Source organism: uncultured Aquimarina sp. (genome assembly GCF_947496855.1).
Lineage (GTDB): Bacteria > Bacteroidota > Bacteroidia > Flavobacteriales > Flavobacteriaceae > Aquimarina.
This window is the reverse complement of record NZ_CANMED010000005.1, coordinates 202,242-228,740: the sequence shown is the minus strand read 5'-3', so window position 1 is coordinate 228,740 and position 26,499 is coordinate 202,242. Positions and strand designations below refer to the sequence as shown.

At 32.6% G+C, this 26,499-nt stretch carries 21 protein-coding genes; 13 read left to right on the top strand and 8 right to left on the bottom strand.

Features of this window, described 5'->3' with window-relative positions:
* Positions 1 to 386 precede the first annotated feature (386 nt).
* Together Q0921_RS15935 and Q0921_RS15930 are read right to left on the bottom strand one after the other, a co-directional pair.
* Positions 387 to 2,021: a DUF1501 domain-containing protein gene (locus Q0921_RS15935; RefSeq protein WP_299258581.1), complete on the bottom strand. Its 1,635-nt coding sequence runs from the start codon at positions 2,019 to 2,021 to the stop codon at positions 387 to 389.
* 6 nt (positions 2,022 to 2,027) lie between these two features.
* Positions 2,028 to 3,572 (bottom strand): DUF1800 domain-containing protein, encoded by a 1,545-nt coding sequence (locus Q0921_RS15930; RefSeq protein ID WP_299258579.1) that lies wholly within the window; start codon positions 3,570 to 3,572, stop codon positions 2,028 to 2,030.
* A 102-nt stretch (positions 3,573 to 3,674) separates the two neighbouring features.
* On the opposite strand from Q0921_RS15930, the gene Q0921_RS15925 reads away from it, so the two are divergent.
* The 11 genes from Q0921_RS15925 to Q0921_RS15875 all read left to right on the top strand — a co-directional run bounded on the left by Q0921_RS15925 (position 3,675) and on the right by Q0921_RS15875 (position 13,287).
* Entirely contained in the window at positions 3,675 to 4,571 is an 897-nt protein-coding gene (locus tag Q0921_RS15925; protein WP_299258577.1) for an LD-carboxypeptidase, read from the top strand.
* Position 4,572: 1 nt separating this feature from the next.
* Entirely contained in the window at positions 4,573 to 4,932 is a 360-nt protein-coding gene (locus Q0921_RS15920; RefSeq protein WP_299258575.1) for a YraN family protein, read from the top strand.
* A 30-nt stretch (positions 4,933 to 4,962) separates the two neighbouring features.
* Entirely contained in the window at positions 4,963 to 5,859 is an 897-nt protein-coding gene (locus Q0921_RS15915; RefSeq protein ID WP_299258573.1) for an aldo/keto reductase, read from the top strand.
* A 135-nt stretch (positions 5,860 to 5,994) separates the two neighbouring features.
* Complete coding sequence (locus tag Q0921_RS15910; protein WP_299258571.1) at positions 5,995 to 7,119, top strand: AraC family transcriptional regulator; 1,125 nt, start codon at positions 5,995 to 5,997, stop codon at positions 7,117 to 7,119.
* Between the two features lie 56 nt (positions 7,120 to 7,175).
* Complete coding sequence (locus Q0921_RS15905; protein WP_299258569.1) at positions 7,176 to 7,652, top strand: DUF4440 domain-containing protein; 477 nt, start codon at positions 7,176 to 7,178, stop codon at positions 7,650 to 7,652.
* On the top strand, positions 7,633 to 9,027 hold the full coding sequence (locus tag Q0921_RS15900) for a serine hydrolase (RefSeq protein ID WP_299258567.1): 1,395 nt from the start codon (positions 7,633 to 7,635) through the stop codon (positions 9,025 to 9,027). The genes Q0921_RS15905 and Q0921_RS15900 overlap by 20 nt, the downstream gene beginning before the upstream one ends.
* Before the next feature lie 224 nt (positions 9,028 to 9,251).
* Positions 9,252 to 10,175, top strand: a complete 924-nt coding sequence (locus Q0921_RS15895; RefSeq protein ID WP_299258565.1) for a hypothetical protein — start codon at positions 9,252 to 9,254, stop codon at positions 10,173 to 10,175.
* 240 nt (positions 10,176 to 10,415) lie between these two features.
* Positions 10,416 to 10,643, top strand: coding sequence for a hypothetical protein (locus Q0921_RS15890; RefSeq protein ID WP_299258563.1), 228 nt, complete (start codon positions 10,416 to 10,418; stop codon positions 10,641 to 10,643).
* A gap of 271 nt (positions 10,644 to 10,914) precedes the next feature.
* On the top strand, positions 10,915 to 12,033 hold the full coding sequence (locus tag Q0921_RS15885) for an AraC family transcriptional regulator (protein WP_299258561.1): 1,119 nt from the start codon (positions 10,915 to 10,917) through the stop codon (positions 12,031 to 12,033).
* A gap of 80 nt (positions 12,034 to 12,113) precedes the next feature.
* A complete protein-coding gene (locus Q0921_RS15880) occupies positions 12,114 to 13,028 on the top strand; it encodes an SMP-30/gluconolactonase/LRE family protein (protein ID WP_299258559.1) in 915 nt (304 codons plus the stop codon).
* 88 nt (positions 13,029 to 13,116) lie between these two features.
* Positions 13,117 to 13,287 carry a hypothetical protein gene (locus tag Q0921_RS15875; protein ID WP_299258557.1) on the top strand — a complete coding sequence of 57 codons (171 nt, stop codon included), beginning with the start codon at positions 13,117 to 13,119 and terminating at the stop codon, positions 13,285 to 13,287.
* A 73-nt stretch (positions 13,288 to 13,360) separates the two neighbouring features.
* Here Q0921_RS15875 and Q0921_RS15870 read toward each other — a convergent pair whose 3' ends face one another.
* The 3 genes from Q0921_RS15870 to Q0921_RS15860 all read right to left on the bottom strand — a co-directional run bounded on the left by Q0921_RS15870 (position 13,361) and on the right by Q0921_RS15860 (position 16,459).
* Positions 13,361 to 14,266: a DUF2268 domain-containing putative Zn-dependent protease gene (locus Q0921_RS15870; protein WP_299258555.1), complete on the bottom strand. Its 906-nt coding sequence runs from the start codon at positions 14,264 to 14,266 to the stop codon at positions 13,361 to 13,363.
* 3 nt (positions 14,267 to 14,269) lie between these two features.
* Positions 14,270 to 15,466 (bottom strand): serine hydrolase, encoded by a 1,197-nt coding sequence (locus tag Q0921_RS15865; protein ID WP_299258553.1) that lies wholly within the window; start codon positions 15,464 to 15,466, stop codon positions 14,270 to 14,272.
* 81 nt (positions 15,467 to 15,547) lie between these two features.
* Positions 15,548 to 16,459 carry a helix-turn-helix transcriptional regulator gene (locus tag Q0921_RS15860; RefSeq protein ID WP_299258551.1) on the bottom strand — a complete coding sequence of 304 codons (912 nt, stop codon included), beginning with the start codon at positions 16,457 to 16,459 and terminating at the stop codon, positions 15,548 to 15,550.
* Between the two features lie 292 nt (positions 16,460 to 16,751).
* Here Q0921_RS15860 and Q0921_RS15855 point away from each other — a divergent pair, with 292 nt between their 5' ends.
* Entirely contained in the window at positions 16,752 to 17,804 is a 1,053-nt protein-coding gene (locus tag Q0921_RS15855; protein WP_299258549.1) for a hypothetical protein, read from the top strand.
* Positions 17,805 to 17,969: 165 nt separating this feature from the next.
* Positions 17,970 to 18,959, top strand: coding sequence for a hypothetical protein (locus tag Q0921_RS15850; protein ID WP_299258547.1), 990 nt, complete (start codon positions 17,970 to 17,972; stop codon positions 18,957 to 18,959).
* A 67-nt stretch (positions 18,960 to 19,026) separates the two neighbouring features.
* Here the strand turns inward: Q0921_RS15850 and Q0921_RS15845 are convergent, their stop codons facing one another.
* The 3 genes from Q0921_RS15845 to Q0921_RS15835 form a co-directional block, all read right to left on the bottom strand.
* Entirely contained in the window at positions 19,027 to 19,338 is a 312-nt protein-coding gene (locus Q0921_RS15845) for a hypothetical protein (protein WP_299258545.1), read from the bottom strand.
* Positions 19,339 to 19,500: 162 nt separating this feature from the next.
* Positions 19,501 to 22,866 carry a transcription-repair coupling factor gene (gene mfd, locus Q0921_RS15840; protein ID WP_299258543.1) on the bottom strand — a complete coding sequence of 1,122 codons (3,366 nt, stop codon included), beginning with the start codon at positions 22,864 to 22,866 and terminating at the stop codon, positions 19,501 to 19,503.
* 188 nt (positions 22,867 to 23,054) lie between these two features.
* Entirely contained in the window at positions 23,055 to 26,207 is a 3,153-nt protein-coding gene (locus Q0921_RS15835; protein ID WP_299258541.1) for a T9SS type A sorting domain-containing protein, read from the bottom strand.
* Positions 26,208 to 26,499 lie beyond the last annotated feature (292 nt).

Below are 26,499 nucleotides of genomic sequence, written 5' to 3'. Positions count from 1 at the left end.
TTTGTGTTAGTTAAGAATTTTCTGTTAGTTTAATTTTTGAAACGTAATTATTTGATAGTTAGTTTCTTATTAAGAAACATTTAGTCATTATTATGAAAATTTTTGATTTTGTTTGTTATAAGAACAAAACACTGCTACTTATAACTAAAATTGATTTAAACTTATGGATTTAGTGAGTGATTACAAGTATGCTTTTAGTATACGTCGCTAATGAGTGAGTATTCGTTTTCTGAGTAGTTTTTAGAGGGTTAAAAAACGTTAAAAAGACTTATAATTTTCTTAAAAACAAGGTTTTACTATTTTTGATCCCTCAGCTTATTTTAAAATAAAAAAGCACTAATTATAAATAAATAATTAGTGCTTATTAAAAATTGTGTTTTTTCTTTCTAAGAAATCATCAGTGATCTACTAAATTCACCTGTTCCAGTTTCTATTCTATATACATATTGACCAGTACTTAATCTGGTGCCGGCAGATTCTTTTACGTCTATAATATGATCTCCTTCCAGAAGCATTTCATTTCTTAACGTAGCTACTTTTTGCCCAATGATGTTAAACAATGTAATGTCTACGTGAGTTGTCTCTGGGTTATTAATATTGATAAAGGTTTGCCCTCCGTCATAGGTTACTATATGCGAAAGCGTTTCTCCATCCCCAGGTATATTGGGGCTAACCCCTCCACAAGTAAATCCTAGATCCAATGATTCAAACTCAGCACCAAGTAATGCTTCGTTTACTGTATCCGGAGGGATACATAACCATTCTTTCATTACGGTAGAATAGATTTGTCTAAAATCATTTGTTTGTTCAGCATTATACCCTACGGTTGGGTTTGTTGGGAGCTCAGGGTGATCTCCTATAAAACCATTACCATTAAGTCCTGTTCCAAAAAACATCATAGGAGCAACTGTACCGTGATCTGTTCCTAAAGAACCGTTCTCAACTAACCTTCTTCCAAATTCTGAAATCGTCATAGTTAATACCTTATCATCCCATCCGGAACCTTGTAGATCTGCATAAAAATTACTAATCCCTTCAGAAAAAGAATTCAGTAATTGCTGGTGTCTTTGTATTTGATTATTATGGGTATCAAATCCACCTAGCGTAACCATATATACTTTAGTGCCGAGATTTCCTTTAATTAGGCGGGCAACAATACGCATTTGTCTAGCAAAATTATCATCTTCTAAATATCCTCCAAAATCAGTGGATCGGTTAAAGGCATCAAAAATTGCTTCAGCATAGGTGTATGTTACATTGGTACTTTCTCTTATAAAATTTAATCGATCACCATAGGTGCAATCAGGAGCAGGATCTAAGCTGTATCCTTGGCTCTCAATATATTGCTCTAATCGTCCTGGATCAGAAATAGCAAATGAGAAATCATTTTCCGGACCTCTAAAAATTAGATTTCCAAGACTACCAATCTGAATAGATGGTGGACTTGGAGGTGGATCAGTGATATAGCTAGGATATAAATCCTGAAAATACCTACCCATAAATCCGGATCGTTCTTCTTCAGTCAGATTAGTATTTGCCCAAATATCTGTTCCTCTAAAATGAGATAATGTCTGATCTTCGTAACCGACTCCATGAGCCACTTTCATCTGTCCATCGCCCCATAAATTTTCTAATTTATTCATAGGTTTAGGCATCGCATATTCATTTTCTTCCAGGTTAATGAATTCACTAGGAGGAATTTTAATTAGCGGTCTAGCATTTGCATAAATATCATATTGATTTACGGGAATGATGGTGTTATAACCATCGTTTCCTCCACCAAATCTGCAAATAATTAATATGTTATCAGTTTCAGCCTGACTTAAGGCTTGTGATAATGGTGAGGGTTTAGAAACAGTAAGATTTGTATTTGCTAACATCATAGAACCACCTCCTACAAGTCCTAGCGCTTGTAAAAAAGATCTACGATTCCATTTTTTATGATCATCGGTATTACAAACACCTTCTTTAGTTGTTTTCTTCGTTGCTTTTATATTGTTGGGATGATGCGTATTACACATAGTTTATTATTTAAGTTGGAATTCAGGCAATTCATCGATATGACTAAGTAGCGCATAAAATTGATCAGGAACTCCTGACAAATCTAAGGTCCAAAGAGTAGGGGCTACTGCACCCGGTTCATAATAATTCTCTGGATAAAATTCCTTAAAAATTGCTAAGGCTTCATCAAATAGTATTTGATCTTCTAAACCTCTTGGTAGAAAATAATCTAGAATTGCTTTTACCACTATGTTTACCTGTTCTCCTTGTAAAGTATTGTTTACGAAACCATCTGCTAAGGTGCCAATAGGAAGTTGATTTAAGAATTGACTAAATTGTGCTTGGTCTTGGGAGTAAGAAGTGTTAAGAATGTTTTGAACACCTTCCCATCTACCAATCAAATAATCCGGACTAATCCAATCTTCATTTCCTTGCCATCCTTCTACATCAATTGGATTAAGTACTTCTTGCCCTATAGTAGTGGTTCTACCCAATAAGGAATTTAGCGAATCAAGTGTAGGTGGTGATTCGAAATGTAATTCGTTAAAAAAGGAAACGAATAAATCAATAGGACTTTTGATAATTGCACCGATTGCTTCTCGATCAAAAAAATGTTCACTTTTAAATAGTTGCCGAAGTACGGGTGCAATTTCGAAGTTATTATCAATAAATGTCTGTGCCATTTGAGCTACTATTGCTTCATTGCAAGTAGAACTAACAAAGTAAATATAAAGTTTGCTACAAATATAATTAGCAATTAGTGTTTGTCTTTGCGTAAATAGATGAGCGATTACGTCATCAGGACTGCCAAGACCGTAATATCCAAAATTGGCAGTTTGCCCAAAAATATCTTTAGTATCATTACTAAACCGAGCAGGATTAAAAGTAATAGGTCCCCAAGGGATATCATTAGTCTCTACCCAACCCGTAATTGCTTTAGCAGTTTCGATAATATCGTTTTCATTGTATCCATTATCTACACCAAGTGTAAATAATTCATACAGTTCTCGAGCATAGTTTTCGTTAGGTCTATCTCTTGTATTTTCATCACCGTTTAGATAAACTAACATGGCAGAAGAAATACCTATATCATATACAAATTGTCTAAAATCACCAAGTGCGTGAAACTGTAATAGATTGTAATATTGATATTGATAGGCAGGGCTTCTGTAGCTTTGATCCTCTGTAACGAAATGATTGCTCCAAAATAATGTTAATCGATCTCTCAATCCGTTTTGAAGAAAATCAAATATCATTTGTCTTTTACCTTCATCTTGATAAAAATTGATGTCATTATCTTCATTAGCTTCTTCCGCAGCCTCGAATTGATCTCGATCCCAGAAACCCCATTCAGGAGCAGGAGAAGGAACCAAAGCAATAGCAGCATCAATTAGAGAATCTATCAATGCTGATGGGTCATTTTGATTTAAAGCATCTGTTACTTGAGTTTTAGTAGCTCCAAAAGCAACTCGGCGGTATAAGTGATTAATTTTACTTACATTCCAAGGGTTCTCAGAAGTGGGAACATAAGGGTCCAAGGATGCTAAGTTACAAGAAGTATCAGAGATCATAGGCAATAGGTTTATTAGTGTTATGGGACAATTTTCACTGTAATATAATAGTTTAGAACGAAAACATTTGTTAATTAGTATGATAAAATGAAATTTTAAGAAATGTTGAAGCCTGAATTTGTAAGAAAAGGAGATAAAATAGCCATAATTTCTACAGCAAGAAAGATTATCAAAAAAGAGATTGATGAAGCGATTAAGGTTTTAAAAAAATGGGATTTAGAACCTGTGATTGGTGCTACTATTGGGTTAGAAAGTAATCAATTTGCAGGGACTGATGAAGAGCGAAGACAGGATTTTCAGAAAATGCTGGATAATACCGAAATCAAAGCTATTTGGTGTGCACGTGGAGGTTATGGAACAGTGAGAATAATTGATCTTCTAGATTTTTCTACTTTTATTAAACACCCCAAGTGGATCATAGGATATTCTGATATTACTGTATTACACGCTCATATTCATAACTTTAAGATTTCTACAATACATGCTGCGATGCCTGTTGATATTCACAAAGGTTCTGAAGATGCGAGACAGTCACTAAAGAGTACTTTGTATGGAAAAAAGGTGGATTATATCATTCCCGCTTCAAAAAAAAACAAATCCGGTAATTGTAAAGGAACACTTATTGGTGGAAATTTGTCGATTTTATATTCACTTTGTGGTTCTAATTCCTCTATAGATACTAAAGGTAAAATACTTTGTATCGAAGACTTAGATGAATATTTGTATCATATTGATAGAATGCTGCAGAATCTAAAAAGGAATGGATATTTTGATGAGTTAAAGGGGCTGATTGTTGGCGGTATGACCAAAATGCACGACAATAATATTTCTTTTGGAAAAAATGTTAAGGAAATTATATTGGATGTTGTAAAAGAGTATGAATTTCCCGTAATATTTGATTTTCCAATAGGTCATATAGAAGATAATAGAGCATTAGTTCTAGGAGCTGAGGTTTCTTTAGAAATGCATCAGGATTCAATAACCTTAAAATATATGTAATATGGCAGAACATAATACACTGGGTAAAGAAGGTGAGAAATTAGCAGTAAAATTTCTGCGGGATCATGAATATAATATTCTGGAAACGAATTATAGATACCAAAAAGCTGAAATTGATATTATTGCCCAAAAAGGAGATATTATAATAGTTATAGAAGTTAAAACAAGAAGTACTCCTGAGTTTGGAGATCCGCAGGATTTTGTGAAACCAAAACAAATACAACTACTGGTAAAAGCAATTGATCATTATGTAGTGGAGAATGATTTGGATGTGGAAGTCCGTTTTGATATTGTTGCAATTATAAAAAATAAACTAGGAACTAGAATTGAACATTTGGAGGATGCTTTTTATCATTTTTAATGGTATTTGAAATTTAATAGGTTAAAAGAAATGAACTATCGCAAACTTGGTAATTCCGAATTGAAGATTAGTGAGGTGTCTTTTGGATGTATGTCCCTAGAAGAAGATGTCGATATTTTTAATAAATTAATTCATTTGGCTTTTGATAGAGGGGTTAATTATTTTGATACTGCCGATATATATCAAAATGGTCAAAATGAGGTGATGTTGGGTAATGCTGTTAAAGATTTTAGAGACAAGGTAATTATTGGGACAAAAGTTGGTAATCAACCAAGAACAGATGGTAATGGATGGGATTGGAATCCTAGTAAGGAATATATTATACAATCGGTTGAAGAAAGTTTAAGAAGATTACAAACAGATTACATCGATCTTTATCAATTACACGGCGGTACTATTGATGACCCCATAGACGAAACTATAGACGCTTTTGAAAAATTAAAAAAGGAAGGTAAAATAAGATACTACGGGATCTCGTCTATACGACCAAATGTGATTAGAGAATATGTGAAACGTGGTAATATTTCTAGTGTAATGTTACAATACAGTCTTCTTGATAGAAGATCAGAACAATCCTGTTTACATTTATTACAAGAAAATAAGATCGGAGTGCTAACAAGAGGATCCATAGCAAAAGGCTTATTGGCTGGAAAATCGCCAACTGACTATTTATCTTATACTACTTCAGAAGTAAAAAAGACGATTGATCTTGTGAAAAACTTATCAGGAGATAATAGATCAATGTGCCAAACGGCTATTCAATTTGTATTAGAAAACAGTTCTGTAACCTCTTCAGTGATTGGTATTCGAACTAAAGAACAGTTACTAGAATGTGCTTTAGTTTCAAATCTTAAAAGGTTGTCAGGTGAAGAATTAGTATTACTTCAAAATAACCTGAAACCAAATCAATATGTAAATCATTTATGATTTAAAAGAGGGTTTTGTAGTTAAAAGATACACAGTTAAGCGTTTAACGATGTAATAAATCGTATGATTGTGCCCAATCGGTCGTTTATATTTTTAGATTCTTTTAGATTTGAAAGCGAACTCTTAACCTTGTATATGAACTCATTTGGAATTATAGAATTAATGTTGTTTTTAGGAATTAGTCAAGGTGTTTTTTTGGCTATTACATTACAATTGTTGTCAAGTAAAAATCGCTCTGCAAATTTCATTTTGTCCATCATTTTATTCTTTTCTTCAATTATATTAGTAGGAAGGCTATATTATTTTGTTTTTAAGGGCAGTGAGTTTTTATGGCGATTAGGAATTCTAGTAGATAGTACAATATATTTATTTGGACCTCTATTATATTTGTACGTTAGGAGAATGATAGTCAGTTCCAAGGAAAAGCCTGTTCTAAAATGGGTAGCGTTTATTCCATCTGGATTACACTTGATATATGTATTGTGGACTTATAGCTTATCTATGAATGAAATTTCAGAGATGTACCATGATGGTTTCTTTGTAATTCCGTATTTTATAGTAGAGATTTCTATTATCACTGTATTTACAACCTATATAGTAAAATGTTTCATGCTATTACGAAGATTTCGATTAGCAGAAGAACGAGTCCTATCTTTTCATCAAGAAATATATTTTTATCTGATTACATTGGTGGTGGTTTTTTCTGTTTTAACGTTCTTTTGGTTTTTAAACCTGACAATAAGTTTTGTTATAAACGTATATAACCCATATTTTAATTACAATATTGTTTGGTTATGTGTTCCTATAATAATGTATGTTGTAGGTTTTTATAGTTTCAAACAACCGGAAATTTTTAGAGTACCTATTTTTTATCCCAAAAAAGATCTAACCAGAAATAGGCTTGGGAAAGACAAAATCGAAACACTTACTAGTTCATTAGAGCATTTGTTAATTGTTGATAAAATTTATCTGAATCCAAATCTTACACTCAGAAAACTAGCTGCAGAACTAAAAGTATCTTCTAACGATTTGTCGTGGTTTCTAAACAAAATACATAAGTGTAACTTTTACGAATACATCAATAAATATAGGTTACAAGAGTTCATCGCCAAGATCCAAAAAGGAGAACATGAGCGACATACTATTTTAGCATTGTCATTTGATTCCGGATTTAATTCGAAATCAACTTTTAACAAAGCTTTTAAGACGATATTAGAAGACACACCTAGTAATTACATAAAAAAAATGTCCAGTGTTTAAGTCTTTTGTTTTAGAATGAAAAAGAATAACCTGTTATCAATCATTAAATAAAATCAATGAAAAAATCAAAAATCAAAAGTTATTTTTTAGTAATGTTTGTGTTGCCTTTTAGTATTCTTTTTTCTCAGAAAACAGTGGCTCAAAAAAACATTTCTTCTTTAGAAGTTAAAATAAGAAAAATGGACAGTTTACTTTTTCAGGTAGGGTTTAATAGATGTAATAAAGAAGTTTTCAAAACTATTTTGACAGAAGATATAGAGTTTTATGATGATCGATCAGGTTTAAACACTTCTCTAAAAAAGGAGCTAGCCTCGTTTAATGATAAATGCTCAAAACCTTTTTCTGTTACTAGAAGATTAGTTTCTCATACGATTCACCCTTTAGGAGATTATGGTGCTCTTCAAAAAGGGATACACAACTTTTATGTAGATGATAAAAAGGTGGAGGCCGCTAAATTTATTACTATATGGGAAAGAAAAGATACTATTTGGATTGTAAAACGTGCTATCAGTTATGACCATAAGGATTTATAATATGAGAGCAACGTTATTTTTTTTCGTACTACTGTGTATTATTACAAGCTCTTGTAATGAGGGGAATAAAAATCATAAAAAGGCTAAACCCTCTGTTTTTAAGGATAGATATGGCGAGAAATTAGATTCACTTATACCTAATCTTTTGTTAGAATATAAAGCACTATCAGTTGGTGTTGGTATTATAAACAGAGGCGAAATTGAGTTTATAAAAGTATATGGGGAACATCAAAAAGGGATCAAAGCACCCCAAAATACTTTATTCAATATTGCCAGTATTACGAAACCAGTTGTGGCAACTGCAGTTTTAAAATTAGTAGAACAAGGGAATTGGGATCTCGATGAACCGCTTTATAAGTTTTATGTGGATCGTGATGTTAAAGAAGATAGTCTTTCTAGAATGATAACAACTAGACATTGTTTAAGTCATACTACTGGATTTAAGAATTGGAGATGGGATGAGGAAAATGGGAAGTTGCAGTTTAATTTTAAACCTGGAGAAAAATTTCAATATTCTGGAGAAGGAATGGAATATCTGCGACGTGCGATAGAGAGTAAATTTGGTATTGGGTTAGAAAAAATTGTTGATTCTCTCGTTTTCAAACCTCTAAAAATGAAAGATGCTACTATGGGTTGGATTAAGGATGGAGATACTGCGAGATTTGCAAAATGGTATAATAGTAAAGGAATACTTCATCAAATACCTCATAAAACTGAAAAAATTAATGCTGCGGATGATATGATTCTAACCGTAAAAGATCTGGCATTATTTGGTCAAGCTATCATGGATCAAACACTACTTAAAAAATCTATTTATGATGAAATGGTAAAACCACAGTCTGCAATAAATAAAAAAATCAATCAAGGGTTAGGGTGGGTTGTTTATAATGATTTACCTAACGATGAGATAGTTATAAATCACGATGGAGGTGATCCAGGTGTTGTTACAACACTTATTTTATTACCAAAAAATGAAAATGGAATCATTGTATTTGTTAATAGTGATAATGGTGCAGGTATAACAAATACCATTACAAAAGAAATAATGATTAATGGGGTTAGTATTATTGAAGGTCTTCATTGGGATAATGAGATACCTGAAGAAATAACTATAGAAGATGAGTTATTGTCAAAATATTCGGGTACATATCTTACGGATAGAGAATTTTCTATAACTTTTGATAAATTAGAGAATACTCTTATTACTGAAAGTGATGTTTTTCCTAGGTTAAAGCTATTTCCAAAATCAAAAAATAAGTTTTTTGCACTCCCTTATGAGATCTATTTCAAGTTTATCGAAGAAGAAAATGAAATAAAATTTCAACTTTTGACAAGTGAAAATATAGTAGAATTAGAAGGGCTTAAACAAAAGTAGTGAACTTCAAAAATAGTATATACATATAAATTTGAGATTTTGGTTTTAAAGATAAATATTTCTACTAGATGATTTTACTTCCTATGTGTCTACAAATTATGGGAATAGATAAAAAATGAGAAAAGCTAGGTCTTAATGTGCCCAAAACACCTCCTAGTGTGCCCAAAGCGTTGATTTATAATATGATTAGGAATTAATATTGGAGAAACTTTAAAATCATTATTATGAAACATTTTAAAAGAACATTCAAATGGATTTCCTTATGCAGTGTGCTAATAGCGCTAATTTCTTGTTATGGAGATGGTATTGATCCTAAATTAGAAGTAGAAACAATTGTCAGCAATTTTGCAGCGAATGGGGCTGTATCTGTTGACAGAAATGGAGATGTATACGTTTCAGAGTACGGCAGATTCGTTGATACTGGCGGCAGTGGAACTCGAGTTTTTAAGTTAGATGCTACAGGAAGAATCTTAGACACAATACAAGGTTTATCTGGTCCAATGGGTACAGCAAAAGACTCTAAAGGAAATTTATTTGTAAACAATGCAAATAATACGATTAATGGCCAGGTTCTAAAAATTACACCTACAGGAGAAAGAGAAGTGATTACTACAATTGATGGTTGGCCTAGTAGTATGACAATTGATAGACAGGACAATCTTTATATTTCTAATTATACTGCACCAACCGTACATAAAATTTCTGCTACAGGTGAAGTGATAGAATATGCGAACGATCCAAGGTTATTAGGAGGAGTTGGAATTGATTTAGACAGTAAAGGAAATGTAATCGTGGCAAATTTTTATACAGCCGACATCTATTCAATCGATAAAAATGGTGAAATTTCACTAATAGCGAATATTCCTGATATCGTTATTCAGAATTTTGGTATCGGTTATATCACCGTAATTAACGACGTTATTTTTGCTACTGGAATTGCTGTGAATTACGTTTACAAAGTAACCATGGATGGAGAAATTGAAATAATTGCAGGTAATGGAGAAGCTGCGCAAGTAGATGGACTATTACTAGAAGCATCTTTTAGTAATCCTAATGGTATAGCAGCAAATAAAAGAACAAAAACATTATATATTTCAGAATATACGGGAGTCGGAGGACTACGTAAAATTGATTTAAAACCTTATTAATACTGTATTACAAGGTAAAGGAGTTTCTGTAGACTAATTGGTGAACCTGTTTAATTAATGTAAGGCTAATTCGAATATTAAAAAAGATCGAAATCTTCAGGTCTCGATCTTTTTTTATTTATGGGTAACAAAAAATAGTATTAGGAACTTTTAAGTAACAAACCTCATTCGCGAAGAGTAGACAAAATCCTGACTGTCTATAAAATGTTCGGGAATTAATCATTTTTAAAATCAAAAATTATGTTACAAAACATTTTAAAATTAGAAGGCATTGAAGTATTAACAAAGAGTAAACAAAAAGTGATTACTGGAGGTACAATTAGATGTACCTGCGGGTTTAGTGGAGGAGGAATGCCTACCTATATTGAGGGTGCCACAATTGGTGAGGCATTACAAATGATGGGCGGAATCTGCAATGGACAAGGAGCTCAATGTAATGAAGCACCTTCTATGGCAGGAGCATCATAAATGAAACAAAACCTGAAGAATAAGAATAGTTCATTATTCTTCAGGTTTTTATAGAAAATTCTCTAAAAAAAAGGGAATTTTCTTCTTTTGTTTATATCCTATTGCGGTATGTAAATTAATCTTAAAACTAAATTATTAATTATTAAATTAAGAACAATTGTAACTTTTTTAGTATAATATTTTTTATGGTAAGAAGTATCTGTGTACCCAATCGGTCGCTGATTTTTCTAAATTTACTTAGATTTGAAATATAACTTTCACCCATATATATATGAACTCTTTTGGAATAGTAGATCTGGTATTGTTTTTGGGAATTAGTCAAGGTGTTTTTTTGGCAATTACACTTTCTTTAGTACATAACAAAAATAAACCAGCTAATAGAGTATTATCTTTTATATTACTAATAGCCTCTTTGATGCTTGTTGGCAGAATCTTTTATCCAAGATTTACCGGAACATTTTTTTTTAGAGTAGCAGCTTTTGTTGATACATTAATTTTTGTTTTTGGACCTCTATTATATACTTACATAAGAAGACAGACCTTTTATGAATCTCCTGATTATAAGATTCCTTGGTATCATTTTATTCCAGCTATTTTCCATGTAGTTTTTTTCAGTTGGACATTGATTTATTCCTCTGAGGATATAAAAAACATGATTGATAAAGGGAATTTTAATCTAATCTATTTTATAGTAGAGACTATTGGCTTGTTATCCAATATTTTATATGTTTTCTTGTCATATCAATTAATTAGAGTTTATAAGAAAGAAGAGAAAAATAATCTATCATATTCGCCGAAAGTACAAACCTTTCTATCGATTTTTTTGTTGGGAGTTTCGGTGTTCTTAGTTCTATGGATTATAAGTTATGCTAATTATTTTATGCGACTGCGAGAATTATATTTTATTAGTTACAATTTAATTTGGATTTCAATACCAATATTTATTTACATTGTAGGCTTTTTTAGTTTGAAACAACCGGAAATTTTTAGAATGCCAATTGTGAAGAAAAAGAAAGTTCAGAAAGAACGATTGGATGGAGAAGAATTAGAAACATTAAAGAAAGAATTGGAAGACCTTATGGTTCATAAAAAAATATACCTTAATAATGAACTTACATTAAAAGATCTTTCTAAAGAATTAGACACTTCTACTAATAATGTATCCTGGCTACTTAATAATATACATAAGTGTAGTTTTTATGATTATATAAATAAGTATAGAGTCCAAGAGTTTATTTCTAAAATTCAAAAGGGAGAACATTTTAGCCATACTATTTTAGCCTTGTCATTAGATTCAGGGTTTAATTCGAAATCAACTTTTAACAAAGCTTTCAAAATGATTAAGAATGATACCCCAAGTAATTATATCAAAAGATTAAAAATTTCCTAAAAAACGTTTTAGAGGATACACACGGTCGATTATTAAACGCTTTTGATTCAATTTTGAAGATAACTTTAAAATTAAATCAAATGAAACGAACAGTCAATTATTTTTTCACAGTCAATGAATTGAGATATACTTTAATCACGGTACCGGTTCTTATTTTATTTCTTATTTCCTGTAAACCTGGAGAGGTGCCCAATATAAAAACTACTGTAGAGACAGTAGCTGATAGTTCAATTTCTGATGGGTTGGCTCTAGATCGCAAAGGAAATTTGTATGGGTCAGATTTTTATGGAAACACAGTTTACAAAGTGAGTCCATCAAAAGAAGTAACAGTGTTTGCAAGTGGTTTAGTCTCTCCGAACGGAATCGGAATTAATAAGAATAGCGAAGTTTATGTTTGTGATAATTTTGGGAACGCTATTTTTAAGTATTCAGATGATGGTACACAATTGGATAGTATTCCGGCAGTATCTCCAGCAGGTATAAAACGAATTCCAGGAACTAATGATATGTTATTTGTAGAATACAATACCAATACGATTAATATACTATCAGAAGACAATACTATTACTAAACTACATGAAGGAACACCCATTAATGGACCTGCCGGAATTGCTTTTGATAGAAGGGGGAATATATATATAGGAAATTTTAACGACAGAAAAATTTATAAATACAAAGATGGAAACCTGACTTTTATTGCTGAACTCCCTGCTGGAGCACCAAATGCTAATTTCTTAGGATTTTTGACATATGCGAAAGGTTTTCTTTTTGCTACTCAGCTTGGAGAGCATAAGATTTATAAAATCAATCTTAATAAAGAAAATGAAGTTGAGGTATTCGCAGGAAGTATTTTGGGTAACGATGATGGAGACGTTTCTGAAGCTACGTTTAATTTTCCAAATGGAATATTAGCAAGTCCAAATGGTAAAGTTTTATATGTGTCGGATGCAGGGACTAAAAACTTAAGAATTATTGAAAATAGTATCGAGTATTAATTTAGATCATCAATAAATTAGGGGAATTTTTCTATTTTATTTTGTAACTTACTCTCACAATGCAAATTAATCTTAAAATCAAATTATTATGTTAAAATCAATTTTAACTCAACAAGGAGTAAAAGAATTAAACAAAAAACAACAACAATCTGTTAATGGAGGGGGAGGTTTAAACTCTGAATGTCACTCAGATAGTGATTGTGATCATCCATTTATCTGTGCTGGATGCTTATGTAGACCAGTTGGTGGACCATTTTAATTCCTGACGGATTTTTTAGAATAATTAAAATGATAAAAAGATCGGAATCCTAAGATTCCGATTTTTTTTTTTGCTATTTAGCATATGTACTGGATTCCAATATTTTTTCTGCACTAAGATTGATCCATATTTCTGGTTTTATGGATGTGTCTTTAGATAATCCACTTTGTACAATATCATACCCCAAACTATACCCTCCCCAAGTAGGAAATTTGTCTGAACCAAACATTACTTCTGCCTGAAAACTAAAATCTTGATTTTCTAGATGAGGTTGTATAGTTGCCCATAGTTCTTGCTTTTTCTCTTTGCCTAATGCTTCTGTCCATTTCGTTTCAGCTTTCGGATACAAGAGCTTAGCAAAATAATCTCCTCTTCCTTCAAAAACTAAATAATCTAACAGCGTCCACTTTGTTACTGAAGCTAAATTTTGTTTTGTCCAATACGTGTGGTTAAACTCATGAGCTACGGAATACGAAAGTGCCTCTTTCCAACCATTAATAGCGGTGTCAATATTGATTAGCACTTGTTTGCTTCCTGCTGTAAATCCAAAAACGCCATGCATAGTTTCTGTCATCGTTCGTAATTCAGAACTAGGAGGTAAGACATATACAGTGATGCCCTCATTTTTAAGTAGTGTATTTGATTGTTGAAGTGCTTCTAGAATTATTTTTTCGATCTTTTTTTGATGATTTGTAATGCCTTTGAGGGTTTTTTTTAGATAAGGAATATCTAATGATGGTTTGGCCAGATCTTCGTATACAAAAGGAGCGTATTCACTCTTCATAAAGAATTTATTAAAAATAGGAAATCTCACTTTTTCCAGATATACATCTTTTAGGTTTTCATTATTTTTCTTAGCGACAGTGATATATTCTGTATAATATTCCTCCATAAAAAGGACTTTATGGGTTTTTTCTTGAGCAATTACTGATGAAAACATCAGTACAGCGATGCAGGTAGAGATACTATAATTTTTCATATGTTAGTTTTTAAGTATAAATGTTTTTGCTAATTCGTATGCGTAGGCAAATAAAACGGATGTAGTGCCGCTACGGTTCATTAATATGGATATCGAGAGATTATATTCAGGAAACAAAATAAAGACAGAGGTAGATCCTGCAGCAGTTCCTGCGTGATGTAGTATTTGTACTTTGTGGTTATTGCCAAACATGGTTTCGGTAAAGCTATTACGCCATCCAATCGCATACTGTTGTTTATTTATCTGACCATTATCTAATGGAACCGGTTGTATAAGAATTTTTGTGGTTTCTTTATCTAAGAGTTCATAATTTAGAAAAGCATTGCCAAGTGTTACAAGATCTGTTGGAGTAGCAATAAATCCGCCTCCCGCCCATTTATTGCTGTTATTGACCTTAAAGACTTCCTTATACATGTTTTCATCAACTTCATAAAATTTCGAAATATCTTTTGATGATAAAGAAGCCGTTTCTCCTTTTATATGATCCAGGCCCAAAGGAGTAAAAACAGAGGTATTCATAAAACTAAGAAAATTTTTACCAGAAGCACCTTCTATCATGGCGCTTAACAATGTGAAATTATAGGAGCTATAACTAAAATCAGTACCAGAAGGGAAAAGTAGTGACGAATCGCTGAAGATTTCTACGCTTTCCTGAACTGAGGTATATTCATCGTTATTGAGATGTTCCCAAATAGGAAAACAAAAACAAGTACCATAATTACGTATTCCTGAGGTGTGTGATGCTAACTGTTTTAGTGTTATTTCAGAGATTTTTTCGTTTGCATAGGGAACAAATTCTTTGACTTTAGAATTGATATTTAGTTTACCATTTTGAAGAAGCACACCGATTCCTAATGAGGTTACTGCTTTTGATGTACTTCCGATCCTAAATTTTGTGTCCAAACGTAGTTCTTTAGCATTTTCGATATCCTCATACCCAATAGCATTAGACCAGATTACGTTTCCGTTCATTCCGACAGCGACGGATAATCCTGGTGCTTTAAGACGAATAAACATTTCATTTAAAATACTATCAGCTTTTTTTAAATTTTCATCATTGTGATGTTTAATAGGCTGTAATTTGCTAGTCTTAGGAAAAGTATTCCAGCCAGATGTATAGATGATTATAGGTTCAAAAAATAAGAAGCATATGATTAGTATTGGTAAAGATACAGATGCAATTATAATACATTTTTTCATAGTTTTTATTTAAAATTGGGTGTAAGGTTTCCTACCATTGAATACAGATTCAATGGTATTTTAGAAATAATAAGAGGTGGATTATTCTGCGGCTAGCGTTTTTTCTTTGGCCTTAATCATCTCACAGACTTTAAAAAGGAGGATGATTTCTAACAAAACGGTGGGTGTAAGCAATACCAAACCAACTATAGACAAGAGTATCGTGGTCATAAATGCATAGGTAATAATTTCGAAAACCCCTGTTACCGTGGCAATGGCTCCTAAAGCATTCTTAAGCCTAAAAACAGATATTCCAAATAAGATTCCTATGATTCCATAGGTCATAGCCTCTGCACCGATAACGATATGATAATCAAAATTACCGATATATAAGGAAACGATATCAAAACCATAAAAAAGGATGGTGATAAAAATGAACATAAAAGCAGTTATTCTTAGCAAGTAATTTTTGAAGATTTTTCCAGTGAGAACAAAGCCACGTGTAAAAAGCACAATAGAAATTAATAATATTATTTTTAGAAAAATATATGCAAGTTCGTGTATGACCATTTCACCTTCCTGATGTCTATAATAGTCGACTACAACTTCTACAAAACCAACCAGAAAATAGATAATACCGCTAATCCAAGAAATGTTTAATTGTCTTGTCAGAAAACTAGCTTCTTTTTCATCATCTATTTCTAAGAGAAATATCCTTTTAAATTCATTTGCTATTTTAGATTTTTCAGTTTGTATTTTTTCTAGATCGTAATCCAGTGCGGATAAAATTGTTTTTATTGTGTAGCTTCTTGGCGTTACTTCACCGGCTTCAATTCTTTGAATGGTTCTAACACTAATATTACATTGTTGGACTAACTCTTCTTGGGTAAGTCCTTTCGATTTTCTTAACTCAGATATTTTAATACCTAATGCTGGCTGTTCCATGATTTTTAAGTTTTTAGTTTCCGTTGAAGTAGTATTCTCTGCAGTAGAATTACTAGAACTTGTTTTCATTTGATACAGCAATATTAGTTGTAAGAGATAAAATCTCAAATTTTTAGACTTGACTTTGACCCGACATTAACCTGACACTTTAGTATAATAAGGGGCTTCAGGAGTTTTGTATTTTTATTTTAAGTTAGAAATATAGGAATTATTCTAGTATATGAACCTACTTTTTTGAATAAGTGGGTAACAAAAATTTAGAAGAGGAACTTGATAGTAATTACCCTCATTCGCGAAGAGGAGACAAAAACCTGATTGTCGATAAAATATTCAGGCATTAACTTTTTTAAACCTTTATAAAATGAAAAAAATAACAACATCAAAACTGCTTCAGATATTAGGAGTTTTTTTATCTATAATGATTGTTACCTCTTGTGACAATAATCAGGAAGAACTTTCTTTTGAGGAAGATTCTATAGAAATATCGACAGTCTCACAAAAGACTACAACATTACCAAATAGATTTCAATTTTATTGCGGAGCTAGCGGAAATGATAGGATCATTAGTTCTAATAGCATTCCAGGAACGGGAAGCTGGACATCTGGTAGATATGTTCCTGGAGCAGGTCTTACTAAAACACATATTAGTGGCATTCAATTCGGAAGTAGGGTAGCCATTGTGTATAGAGGTCGTAGTAATACCGGTAAAATTTATTATACCATTTCCAATAATGGAACTGATTTTGGCACAGAAAGAACAGTTCCTGGTGCACTAACATCTGAGAAAGGATTAATTAGAACGGTATCCAAAAACGGAGAATTATATGTGTTTCATACGGGAAGAACATCGACCAGACGTATTTTCATGAGCAAATTTGATGGTACTAGTTGGACGTCGAGTAGGCCAGTGACTCCAAGCATGAGTTTTAACGATTTTGACATTATACAAAAAAATGGAGTATTTCTATTGGCTATGATAGGTAGTGTGCATCTAAATTATTTACGTAGTGTAGATGGGTTAATTTTTCAAGACTTAAACATTAATATTAGTATTCCTTTTCCTGCATTTCAGTCTCCTGGTAATGCTCTGGATATTGCCATAACCTCAAGAACCGATTCCAGAGGATTGAATCATGTTGTGATTAGAACAGATAAAAACGAAATGTGGACATCTTCTTTTGGCAATTCCTTAATCCCTACCACTTTCCAAAAAGTAGAAGTCAGACTGAGGGATTATGCTAAAACAGATCAGCGTCCAGGAATTGCTACTAATGGAACTCAAGTGATATTGGTATATGAAGGGAATAGTTCTAGTAATATATATTATGCTTTTAGAAACGGGATTTTTTGGTCACAGACTAAAACAGGTATAAAAACAAAAAATTCTGGAGTAGATCTTTTATACATTGATTGAAAATGAATGACGATTATTATTAGTTTCATATATACCAATAACGTTAGCCGCTACACCTGAATACCATCTCATCATTTTTTTGGTAAGGTTCTCAAAACACAGATAATATCCTATGATCTGTATAAAAATAAATAGGTCAATTGTTATTATTAAAAAACACAAAAGATGAAAAAAACAGCATTATTATCTTTATTAAGTATTGTTATACTTTCCTGCTCTAAAACCGAAAGTACAGGAGATGAATACGTAAGTTTAGAAAAAACAACCTACGAAATAGCAGATGATACGTTTATTACCGTACTATTAGACCCTACTTTAGAAGTAGAGTCGCACTCATTTACATCTTTGGATGAACACGATGATTATGTGGATCAGTTAGAAGATTCTTCAAACCAAACGATTACATTAAACAAAAAAATGTATGAGGATCTATCTCATTATTTTGATCCTTTTCAGATAGCCGTATTTAACAAAAATTATTCTATTGAAATAGGTGATAAGGTATTCAAAGCTACCAAAGAAGCTATTTATAAAAAATCAAAAAATCGGAATGATTGGGAACTTCATCTTTATTATGGATTATCCGGGAAAGAAGATCTCAAAGAAACTGAATTGGTTTACAAAAATTCTAATGATTTGTCCAAGTTAAAGGATTATGATTTTAAGAGTCCTACCTCAAAGAAAGTATATGAAAGAAAACTGGAAGAAGGTTTTGCCAAAGGAAAAAATACACAATACTTTAATTATCCAGAAGTCGTGCGTTATAAAGAAACTCAATTTGGGAATATTCAAACTGCAAGAATTAGATGGAAATGTTGGAACGAAGAGTATGTTAATGTATTTGCAACAAAGGCTAAAGGAGGAACTCTTACAGAGATAAATAGAGCTAGTCGAGGATGGCAACCAATGAGAGATGATGGTAAAATCGGGGATTATTTAGAAACAGGAGAGCATGATCGATCTACAGGAAGGGTAAGTGTAGAGATAAAAACAAGCAAAGGTACTGGTGAGGCAGACGTTTGGAAAAGAAATGTATCAAAAGATAAGGTTAAAAGAAAAAAGAAAACCAATGCTACTAGCTTCCATTTTGGTTGGATAAGAGATAATATTACAGGAGAGCCAAATACTGGTATGAGAGATTTCTGGTTGAATTAAAGTCAATTTAAAAATAAAAACAGGTGGTTTTTGGACTGCCTGTTTTGTCATAAAATTTTTAAAGATTTTAAGCACACATTCTTAGGTTTTTCAGATAACTTTTAACCTCTATAAACATAGCTTCTTTACTATGAATATCATCAATGTCATTGCTGCAATGATAACCAAACGAATAATTCATAGAAAATTCTTCTATATCGATAAGTTCAGGGTAATTTTTATAGTTCTCTAATTCTTCAGCAAATCTTCTTTCGACATTCGAATAATTAATTGCATAAAGTTTGTGGTTATATTCACGCTCAATAAATTGATTTTTTTTACTATTCAATTTTTTTGTTGAAGACCCTTTCAAAAAACTAAATTCTTCTTTTCGTCTCATAATCTAAGTTGGTTTTGTATTTATAATTCGAAATAAAGCTAAGAATAAAACTAGTATTTTCTAAATTTTTAAAGATGATTAATAGTTAAAGTATCGGTGAAATGCTTTTTTGTATCGACGAAAAGAGTTAATTGTTGTAAAATGCACTTGTATTTCTGCTACTCAAGAATCTTCAGAATTCCTATTAACAAATTGTAATGGTTGTAAAACCTTTAATGCTTTATTAACTGTATTTATGCTTTCAAAAGTCAACAACAATCGCAATCCATTTCTGGTGTTTTTTTCTTTCATTTTACACTTACTAGGATTTTTCTGTACAAATTGTAATACCTTAGAAAACATAGGACTTTGATAAAAACTCGACTGTTGATCACTGATGAAATATCCAATCATTTTATCTTGTTTCATAATAATCTTTTCTAATCCAATGGAGGTAGCAATCCACTTGATACGTACAGAATTTAATAAATCTACTGCTTGATCTGGGATTTCTCCAAAACGATCTATTAATCGTTTCTCATAGGCTTGCAATGCTTCTTCATCTTTTATCTCATTGAGTTCTGTATACAGATTGAGACGCTCGGTAATATTGTTGATATAGTCATCCGGGAATAATAATTCGAAATCAGTATCAATCTGTGTATCTTTTAGATATGTTTTTTCTTTTTGATCGTTTTCATATAAATCTGCAAACTCATTTTCTTTAAGTTCTTCGATTGCTTCGTTTAGTATTTTTTGATAAGTGTCAAAACCAATTTCATTAATAAACCCACTCTGTTCACCACCTAATAAATCTCCTGCACCTCGAATCTCCAGATCTTTCATAGCGATATTAAATCCACTACCTAAATCAGAATGCATTTCTAATGCGGTGATACGCTTTCTGGCATCATCGGTCATTGCAGAATATGGTGGAGTGATGAAATAGCAAAATGCTTTCTTATTACTTCGACCAACACGACCACGCATCTGGTGTAGATCTGACAGTCCAAAATTATTAGCATTATTAATAAAAATGGTATTGGCGTTCGGTACATCCAGTCCACTTTCTACAATTGTTGTAGAAATCAATACGTCAAATTCTCCGTTCATAAAGGAAAGCATCAAACCTTCTAGTTTTTTGCCCTCCATCTGTCCGTGACCTACAGCAACTTTGGCATCTGGAACCAAACGTTGTACCATTCCGGCAACTTCTTTAATATTTTCAATACGATTATGAATAAAATATACCTGTCCACCACGTTGTATCTCATAACTCACAGCATCTCTAATGATTTCTTCAGTAAATCGAATTACATTGGTTTCTATCGGATATCGATTGGGTGGAGGTGTTGTGATGGTAGATAAATCTCGAGCCGCCATCAAGCTAAATTGCAAGGTTCTTGGTATAGGTGTAGCGGTCAGGGTAAGCGTATCAACATTTTCTTTGATCGTCTTCAATTTATCTTTTACCGAAACACCAAATTTTTGTTCTTCATCAATAACCAGTAATCCCAGGTTTTTAAATTTTACATTTTTATTTACCAATTGATGAGTTCCTATGATAATATCAACTTTGCCAGCTGCTAAATCTTCTAGGGTTTCTCTTTTTTGTTTTGCCGTTCGGAAGCGATTCACATAATCTACCACTACTGGAAAATCTTTCAGGCGTTCCCTAAAAGTTTTAGCGTGCTGAAATGCAAGAATCGTAGTAGGAACCAGTATAGCAACTTGTTTTCCGTTATCAACAGCCTTAAATGCGGCTCTGATAGCAACTTCGGTTTTACCAAAACCAACATCACCACAGATCAATCGATCCATAGGTCGTTCACTTTCCATATCGGCTTTTACATCTGCCGTAGCTGTACTCTGATCAGGCGTATCTTCATAAATAAAAGAAGCTTCTAATTCGTGTTGTAAGTAACTATCTGGATTGTATTGAAAACCTTTTTGTAATTTCCGTTTTGCATAAAGCTGAATCAAATTAAATGCAATATGTTTTACTCTTGCTTTGGTCTTTTGTTTTAATGTTTTCCAGGCTTTAGAACCTAACTTATATATCTGTGGCGGTTTGCCATCCTTACCATTAAATTTTGAAATCTTATGGAGCGAATGAATACTAAGATATAATACATCTCTTTCTCCATAGATTAATTTGATGGCCTCTTGTTTTTTACCTTCGACATCAATTTTTTGTAATCCACCGAATTTACCAATTCCATGATCGATATGCGTTACGTAGTCACCAACTTCGAGGTTGGTAAGTTCTTTGAGCGAAATAGCTTGTTTTTTTGCATACCCACTCTTCAAATTAAACTTATGATACCGTTCAAAAATTTGATGATCAGTATAGCATGCTATTTTACGACCATGATCGATAAATCCTTGAAACGCAGAAAACACAATCGTTTCATATTGTTTTACATCCAGATCTGCATCATCAAAAATATCATGAAAACGTTTAGCTTGTTGATTACTTACACAGAAGATATAATTTTTATAGCCTTCTTCGTGGTTTTCATTTAGGTTCTCAATGAGTAAATCGAACTGTTTATTGAAAGAAGGTTGTGGTTTAATGTCAAATTTAATCGCATAATCAGCTTTAGTCAGTGGTCGATTTCCTATTTCGACCAATGTGAAATCTAGTAATTGCTTTTTGATTAATCCCGAAGAAGCAAATAGTTCTTCTGGAGTTCCATGTTTGATATCCTCAGAAAGCGTTTTGAAAGCTTCTTTGGCTTTTTCAAGATTCTTATCAATTCTATCAGAAAGCAGGTCAATATCCTTAGCAAAAACCACAGTTTTAGAAGCAATATATTTCAGGAAACTTTCGCGAGTTTCCTGCATTGCTTTATTTTCTACATTAGGGATGATAGAAATCTTTTTGATCTGGTCTGTTGATAATTGCGTTTCTACATCAAAAGTTCTGATACTATCGACTTCATCCCCAAAAAACTCTATACGATACGGTTCATCATTACTGAATGAAAATACATCTACAATACCCCCACGAACCGAAAATTCTCCTGGTTCGGTAACAAAATCTACACGTTGGAATTGATATTCGAACAGTACTTCATTGACAAAATCCAACGATAAGGTATCGCCAATCGCAATCTTCAGGGTGTTTTTCTCTAGCTCTTTTCTAGTAACTACTTTTTCGAATAAAGCATCCGGATAGGTAATAATTAGCGCAGGTTTCTTTCTAGAATTGATTCGATTCAGTACCTCTGCACGTAATAGTACATTAGCATTATCCGTTTCTTCAATTTGATATGGTCTGCGATAACTTCCTGGATAAAACAAGACATTTTTATCTCCAAGTTGTTGCTCTAAATCATTAAGATAATATGCAGCTTCTTCTTTATCATCAAAAACACACAAAAAGGGTTTGTCTGCCTGCTCAAAAACAGTTGAAATCACAAAGGATAAAGAGGAGCCGATAAGACCTTGTAGATGTGTCTTACTTTCAGATTGGCCAATAGCATTCCCCAGTTTCTGCAATTGCGGAGACTGTGCAAAGGTTTGCGTGATTACATTTTTACTCACGTAGCAATGATTTTAAGCAAATATAACATTCTTATTTATTTATATAGAACTACTCATTGCTCAGATATTTTGATTTTGTAGATCTTATATTTAAACCCCTCTTAAACAACTTATTCTTAAGAGGGATTTAAATAATTTTTAAGCATCAACTACTTTATATCTAAAAATTAGATCAAAATGTGTCAAATTTAATTTTTGATGATTTTAATGGTAGTTAACTCCTTTCCTACAATGACTTTTGCGATATAAATTCCAGCAGGTAATAATAAACCTTCTTTATTATTCCCATCCCAGTTATAGCTATACATATTGGGTGAAGTAGGGATTCCTTTTAATTTTTTTAATTTTTTACCTTGTATATTAAAAATAGAAATAGACACTTTTGTAGGGTTGTCAGTTTGTACGTCAATAGTCATATTATTAGTAAATGGATTAGGGTGTGACCCTTTAACAATAATAGTTTTATCAATACTGCCTGCATTTCTGTTTCCAGAGGCACTGTTTAATGTATAATATGCTAAAGGAGCACCTGATGTAGGTATGGTTGCTACCGTATTCCAGGAACTCGTTTCGATATCCAGTCCTATTCCTATACTGTCTCCTATATTGGAAATAAAAGATTTAGCAATTCTAAGTTCTATAGAATTAGAAGTTTTAACAGCTGTTATTGCTGAGGTACCTTGAGAATTCCAGCTCCAATTATTTCCAGTTCCGCTGTATTTAAACAACTCTCCATTTTCAATGCTATAATCGCTCCCTTCTGGTAACCAAAGGCCATTTTGATAGCCTGTCGAGTTGGTATTATCTGTGTTTAGGAAGAATATGTAGTTTGTGTCGGTTGTTCCTTCGGCCAAAATATAGATATAATCGGTATCGTCATAGGCTTTTAGGGATGTTAAATCTCCATTGCCTTGCGTAGAAATTGCTGTCAAGTTGGTCCAATCAGAATTATTTCCATCAACCGTGATTTCTATTGGATTAGTGGTATCAATATTCGTAACAAGAACATTATTGAAGATTGCGGTGCAGACTGCTCCTACGTTATGACTGGTTAGCGCTAAACCTATATATACATCATTTTCCATAGCAATTTCATCTTCTCCAACTTTTATCCAATTAGTACCGTCTTCGGATTGATATGCTGTTACTGTGGTATTAGCTCTTACCAATTTAAGCCATACCGGAACTTCACCGTTTATGCCTGTATGTGCAGTACTGCCGCTGGTTATATTTCTTCTTTGAAATGCTATTCCTTGAGAAGAACTTGCTACTAACATAGCATGCTTAGATGTAGGACTCAATGTTTCTCTAATCATTAAACCACCTTTGGCCCAAGGATTTGTAGCGCTAATAGAATTAATTTGGGCGATAATTTCTCCATCTCCTTTTAGGGGTTGATAAGTGAAGTGAAATTGATCAGAATTATTCCATATATCGGCTCCACTTGCATTGATCGTAAAGGTTCCGTTTGAATAAGAAGCATTTCCACTGATTACGGGGTTACCTATATCGGTATTATTCCACGGTGAAGGTAGTGGTGTATTTGCCGATGCCGTGGTTGCTTGTGCGGTATTACTATAAACAGAGACACCTGTAGTGTTGTATGCTCTAGCTCTATAGTAGTATGTAGTTTCTAATGCTAGATTTGTATCTTGATATGTATTGGTGTTTGCCGTTACTACATCAATTTGCTCAAAATTGTTGCTGTTGTTTTGTGATCTTTCAATACGATATTCGGTTTCATTGTCTGCATTATCATTCCATATTAGTGATATACTGTTTGAATCACTTAGACTTGCACTAAGGTTAGATGGAGCAGTTGGAGGAGTCACTATGATCGATGCAAACTCATATGCACCTAGGTCTATAGTATTTTTTATTCTATTGTTATCATTTAAATCATTTTCACCATTTAAAGGAATTACCCCATTTGGATAAAAATCTTCCCAGAACGGATCAGACCAATTGGATACGCTTCCTGTTATTGATCCAGCATCTATAGCCGGTGAGTTTGATAAAACTGTAAAATCGACCGCAGAAATATTTGTAAATCTAGGGTTAGAAACCACGGTTATACCTGGTAAATTGTTTTGCCCCGATGTTGTATTACCCCACCATAGGTTTTTGTTAAATACTATATCTGTGTTACCGCTATTGTTTAAACCTTCGTAGTTATCACCAACACCGGTGGACCCTACAATTATGTTATTAGCGATCCTAGTATTTTTTACTTTATATTGAAAAGTAATTTCTGCACCCCATCCAGCATCATTTTTATAAAAAGTATTATTGGTGATAGCAATATTCTCAGCACTACCGGTACTATTTGCATTGTATCCACCCATAGCTACACCCAACTGTGTATTTTTATAAACTAAGTTATTGGACATAATGATGTTTTCGGTTTTTTTGCCTTGTTTTTCACTGGCAAATTCGAATCCTAAATCATTACCTGTAGAGATATTACGATCAAAAATGATATGAGTACCACCATCTACATAAAAACCTCCAGCACTGGCTTCACCACTATACCAGGGATTGTTTGTAGAGCTATTGTTTTCAGCAATATTACCTGTCACCAAACCGTTGCGGACTCTATCGATTGCTTCAGGACAGCTACCACATTCACCCTCATATCCAATAAAATCAAATCCAATATTATTGTTATCGTGCACATAATTGTCTTTAACAATAAAGTTGGAAACATTACCATTTATAACGAAAGCTTCACTACTTTGTAGTATATTATTATATACTTGATTATCACGTAGGGTAATGTTTTTTATACCACCTATGGTATTGCCAAAAACACCAATACCGTGCGCTCCTACACCACAACCCGTGCATTCATTGTTGTGTCTTATATTGTGGACTTTGTTCTCAGCAATTTCTATATTAGAATTTGTGCCAATTACAAAAATTCCTATGGGGCTTTGGTTGTTATTTGACGTTTGAAAATCTTTAATATCAAAACCGATTATTTTGATATATTTTACATCTTGAATTGTGATAAGTCCTTCTCTTCCTGATACAGGTAATCCTGCTCCTGATATAATAACGTTATTAGATGCTGCCTTTAATGTTAAATAATTTCCGGTATTACCAGAGTCTTCATTACCTTCAAAAAGCACTTTTTCATTATAAGAGCCTTGTGATACTAATATAGTATTACCAGGGTTTGCTTGGTCTACTGCAGCTTGTATGGTAAGTAATGCATTGTTTTCTGAAGTCCCATCATTGTTGTTACTACCAGTTTTGGATACGTAAATGTTTTGAGCACTAAGTATTCCAGTGAGAAGGAACATTAGAAATAATAAATTAAAAGATTTTTGTTGTTTCATTTGAATTGAAGTTGTAGTTAATTTTGATTTAATATATGATGATACTTGATATCGTGTCCAAAAGACAGATTGTATAATGGATCGAACATAGTTGTATTTTATAGAACACACACTAGCTGCTGTCGTTATGAAATGATTCATAGTGACTTATAAATTTGAAATGTGTAATTAAACTACTTTAATTACAGAAGAAGTTGATGAAAAGAATTGTTTAATGATGTTTAGATATTGTATTTTTGGGAGATTGAAATGATCAATTATCTTAAAAAGAGTAATTGTTTTTACAGCAAAA

Bases quoted from the DNA above. Each gene is read 5' to 3' on its own strand.
- Q0921_RS15935 (WP_299258581.1), bottom strand. From the start codon at position 2,021: ATGTGTAATACGCATCATCCCAACAATATAAAAGCAACGAAGAAAACA.
- Q0921_RS15930 (WP_299258579.1), bottom strand. From the start codon at position 3,572: ATGATCTCTGATACTTCTTGTAACTTAGCATCCTTGGACCCTTATGTT.
- Q0921_RS15925 (WP_299258577.1), top strand. From the start codon at position 3,675: ATGTTGAAGCCTGAATTTGTAAGAAAAGGAGATAAAATAGCCATAATT.
- Q0921_RS15920 (WP_299258575.1), top strand. From the start codon at position 4,573: ATGGCAGAACATAATACACTGGGTAAAGAAGGTGAGAAATTAGCAGTA.
- Q0921_RS15915 (WP_299258573.1), top strand. From the start codon at position 4,963: ATGAACTATCGCAAACTTGGTAATTCCGAATTGAAGATTAGTGAGGTG.
- Q0921_RS15910 (WP_299258571.1), top strand. From the start codon at position 5,995: ATGAACTCATTTGGAATTATAGAATTAATGTTGTTTTTAGGAATTAGT.
- Q0921_RS15905 (WP_299258569.1), top strand. From the start codon at position 7,176: ATGAAAAAATCAAAAATCAAAAGTTATTTTTTAGTAATGTTTGTGTTG.
- Q0921_RS15900 (WP_299258567.1), top strand. From the start codon at position 7,633: ATGACCATAAGGATTTATAATATGAGAGCAACGTTATTTTTTTTCGTA.
- Q0921_RS15895 (WP_299258565.1), top strand. From the start codon at position 9,252: ATGAAACATTTTAAAAGAACATTCAAATGGATTTCCTTATGCAGTGTG.
- Q0921_RS15890 (WP_299258563.1), top strand. From the start codon at position 10,416: ATGTTACAAAACATTTTAAAATTAGAAGGCATTGAAGTATTAACAAAG.
- Q0921_RS15885 (WP_299258561.1), top strand. From the start codon at position 10,915: ATGAACTCTTTTGGAATAGTAGATCTGGTATTGTTTTTGGGAATTAGT.
- Q0921_RS15880 (WP_299258559.1), top strand. From the start codon at position 12,114: ATGAAACGAACAGTCAATTATTTTTTCACAGTCAATGAATTGAGATAT.
- Q0921_RS15875 (WP_299258557.1), top strand. From the start codon at position 13,117: ATGTTAAAATCAATTTTAACTCAACAAGGAGTAAAAGAATTAAACAAA.
- Q0921_RS15870 (WP_299258555.1), bottom strand. From the start codon at position 14,266: ATGAAAAATTATAGTATCTCTACCTGCATCGCTGTACTGATGTTTTCA.
- Q0921_RS15865 (WP_299258553.1), bottom strand. From the start codon at position 15,466: ATGAAAAAATGTATTATAATTGCATCTGTATCTTTACCAATACTAATC.
- Q0921_RS15860 (WP_299258551.1), bottom strand. From the start codon at position 16,459: ATGAAAACAAGTTCTAGTAATTCTACTGCAGAGAATACTACTTCAACG.
- Q0921_RS15855 (WP_299258549.1), top strand. From the start codon at position 16,752: ATGAAAAAAATAACAACATCAAAACTGCTTCAGATATTAGGAGTTTTT.
- Q0921_RS15850 (WP_299258547.1), top strand. From the start codon at position 17,970: ATGAAAAAAACAGCATTATTATCTTTATTAAGTATTGTTATACTTTCC.
- Q0921_RS15845 (WP_299258545.1), bottom strand. From the start codon at position 19,338: ATGAGACGAAAAGAAGAATTTAGTTTTTTGAAAGGGTCTTCAACAAAA.
- Q0921_RS15835 (WP_299258541.1), bottom strand. From the start codon at position 26,207: ATGAAACAACAAAAATCTTTTAATTTATTATTTCTAATGTTCCTTCTC.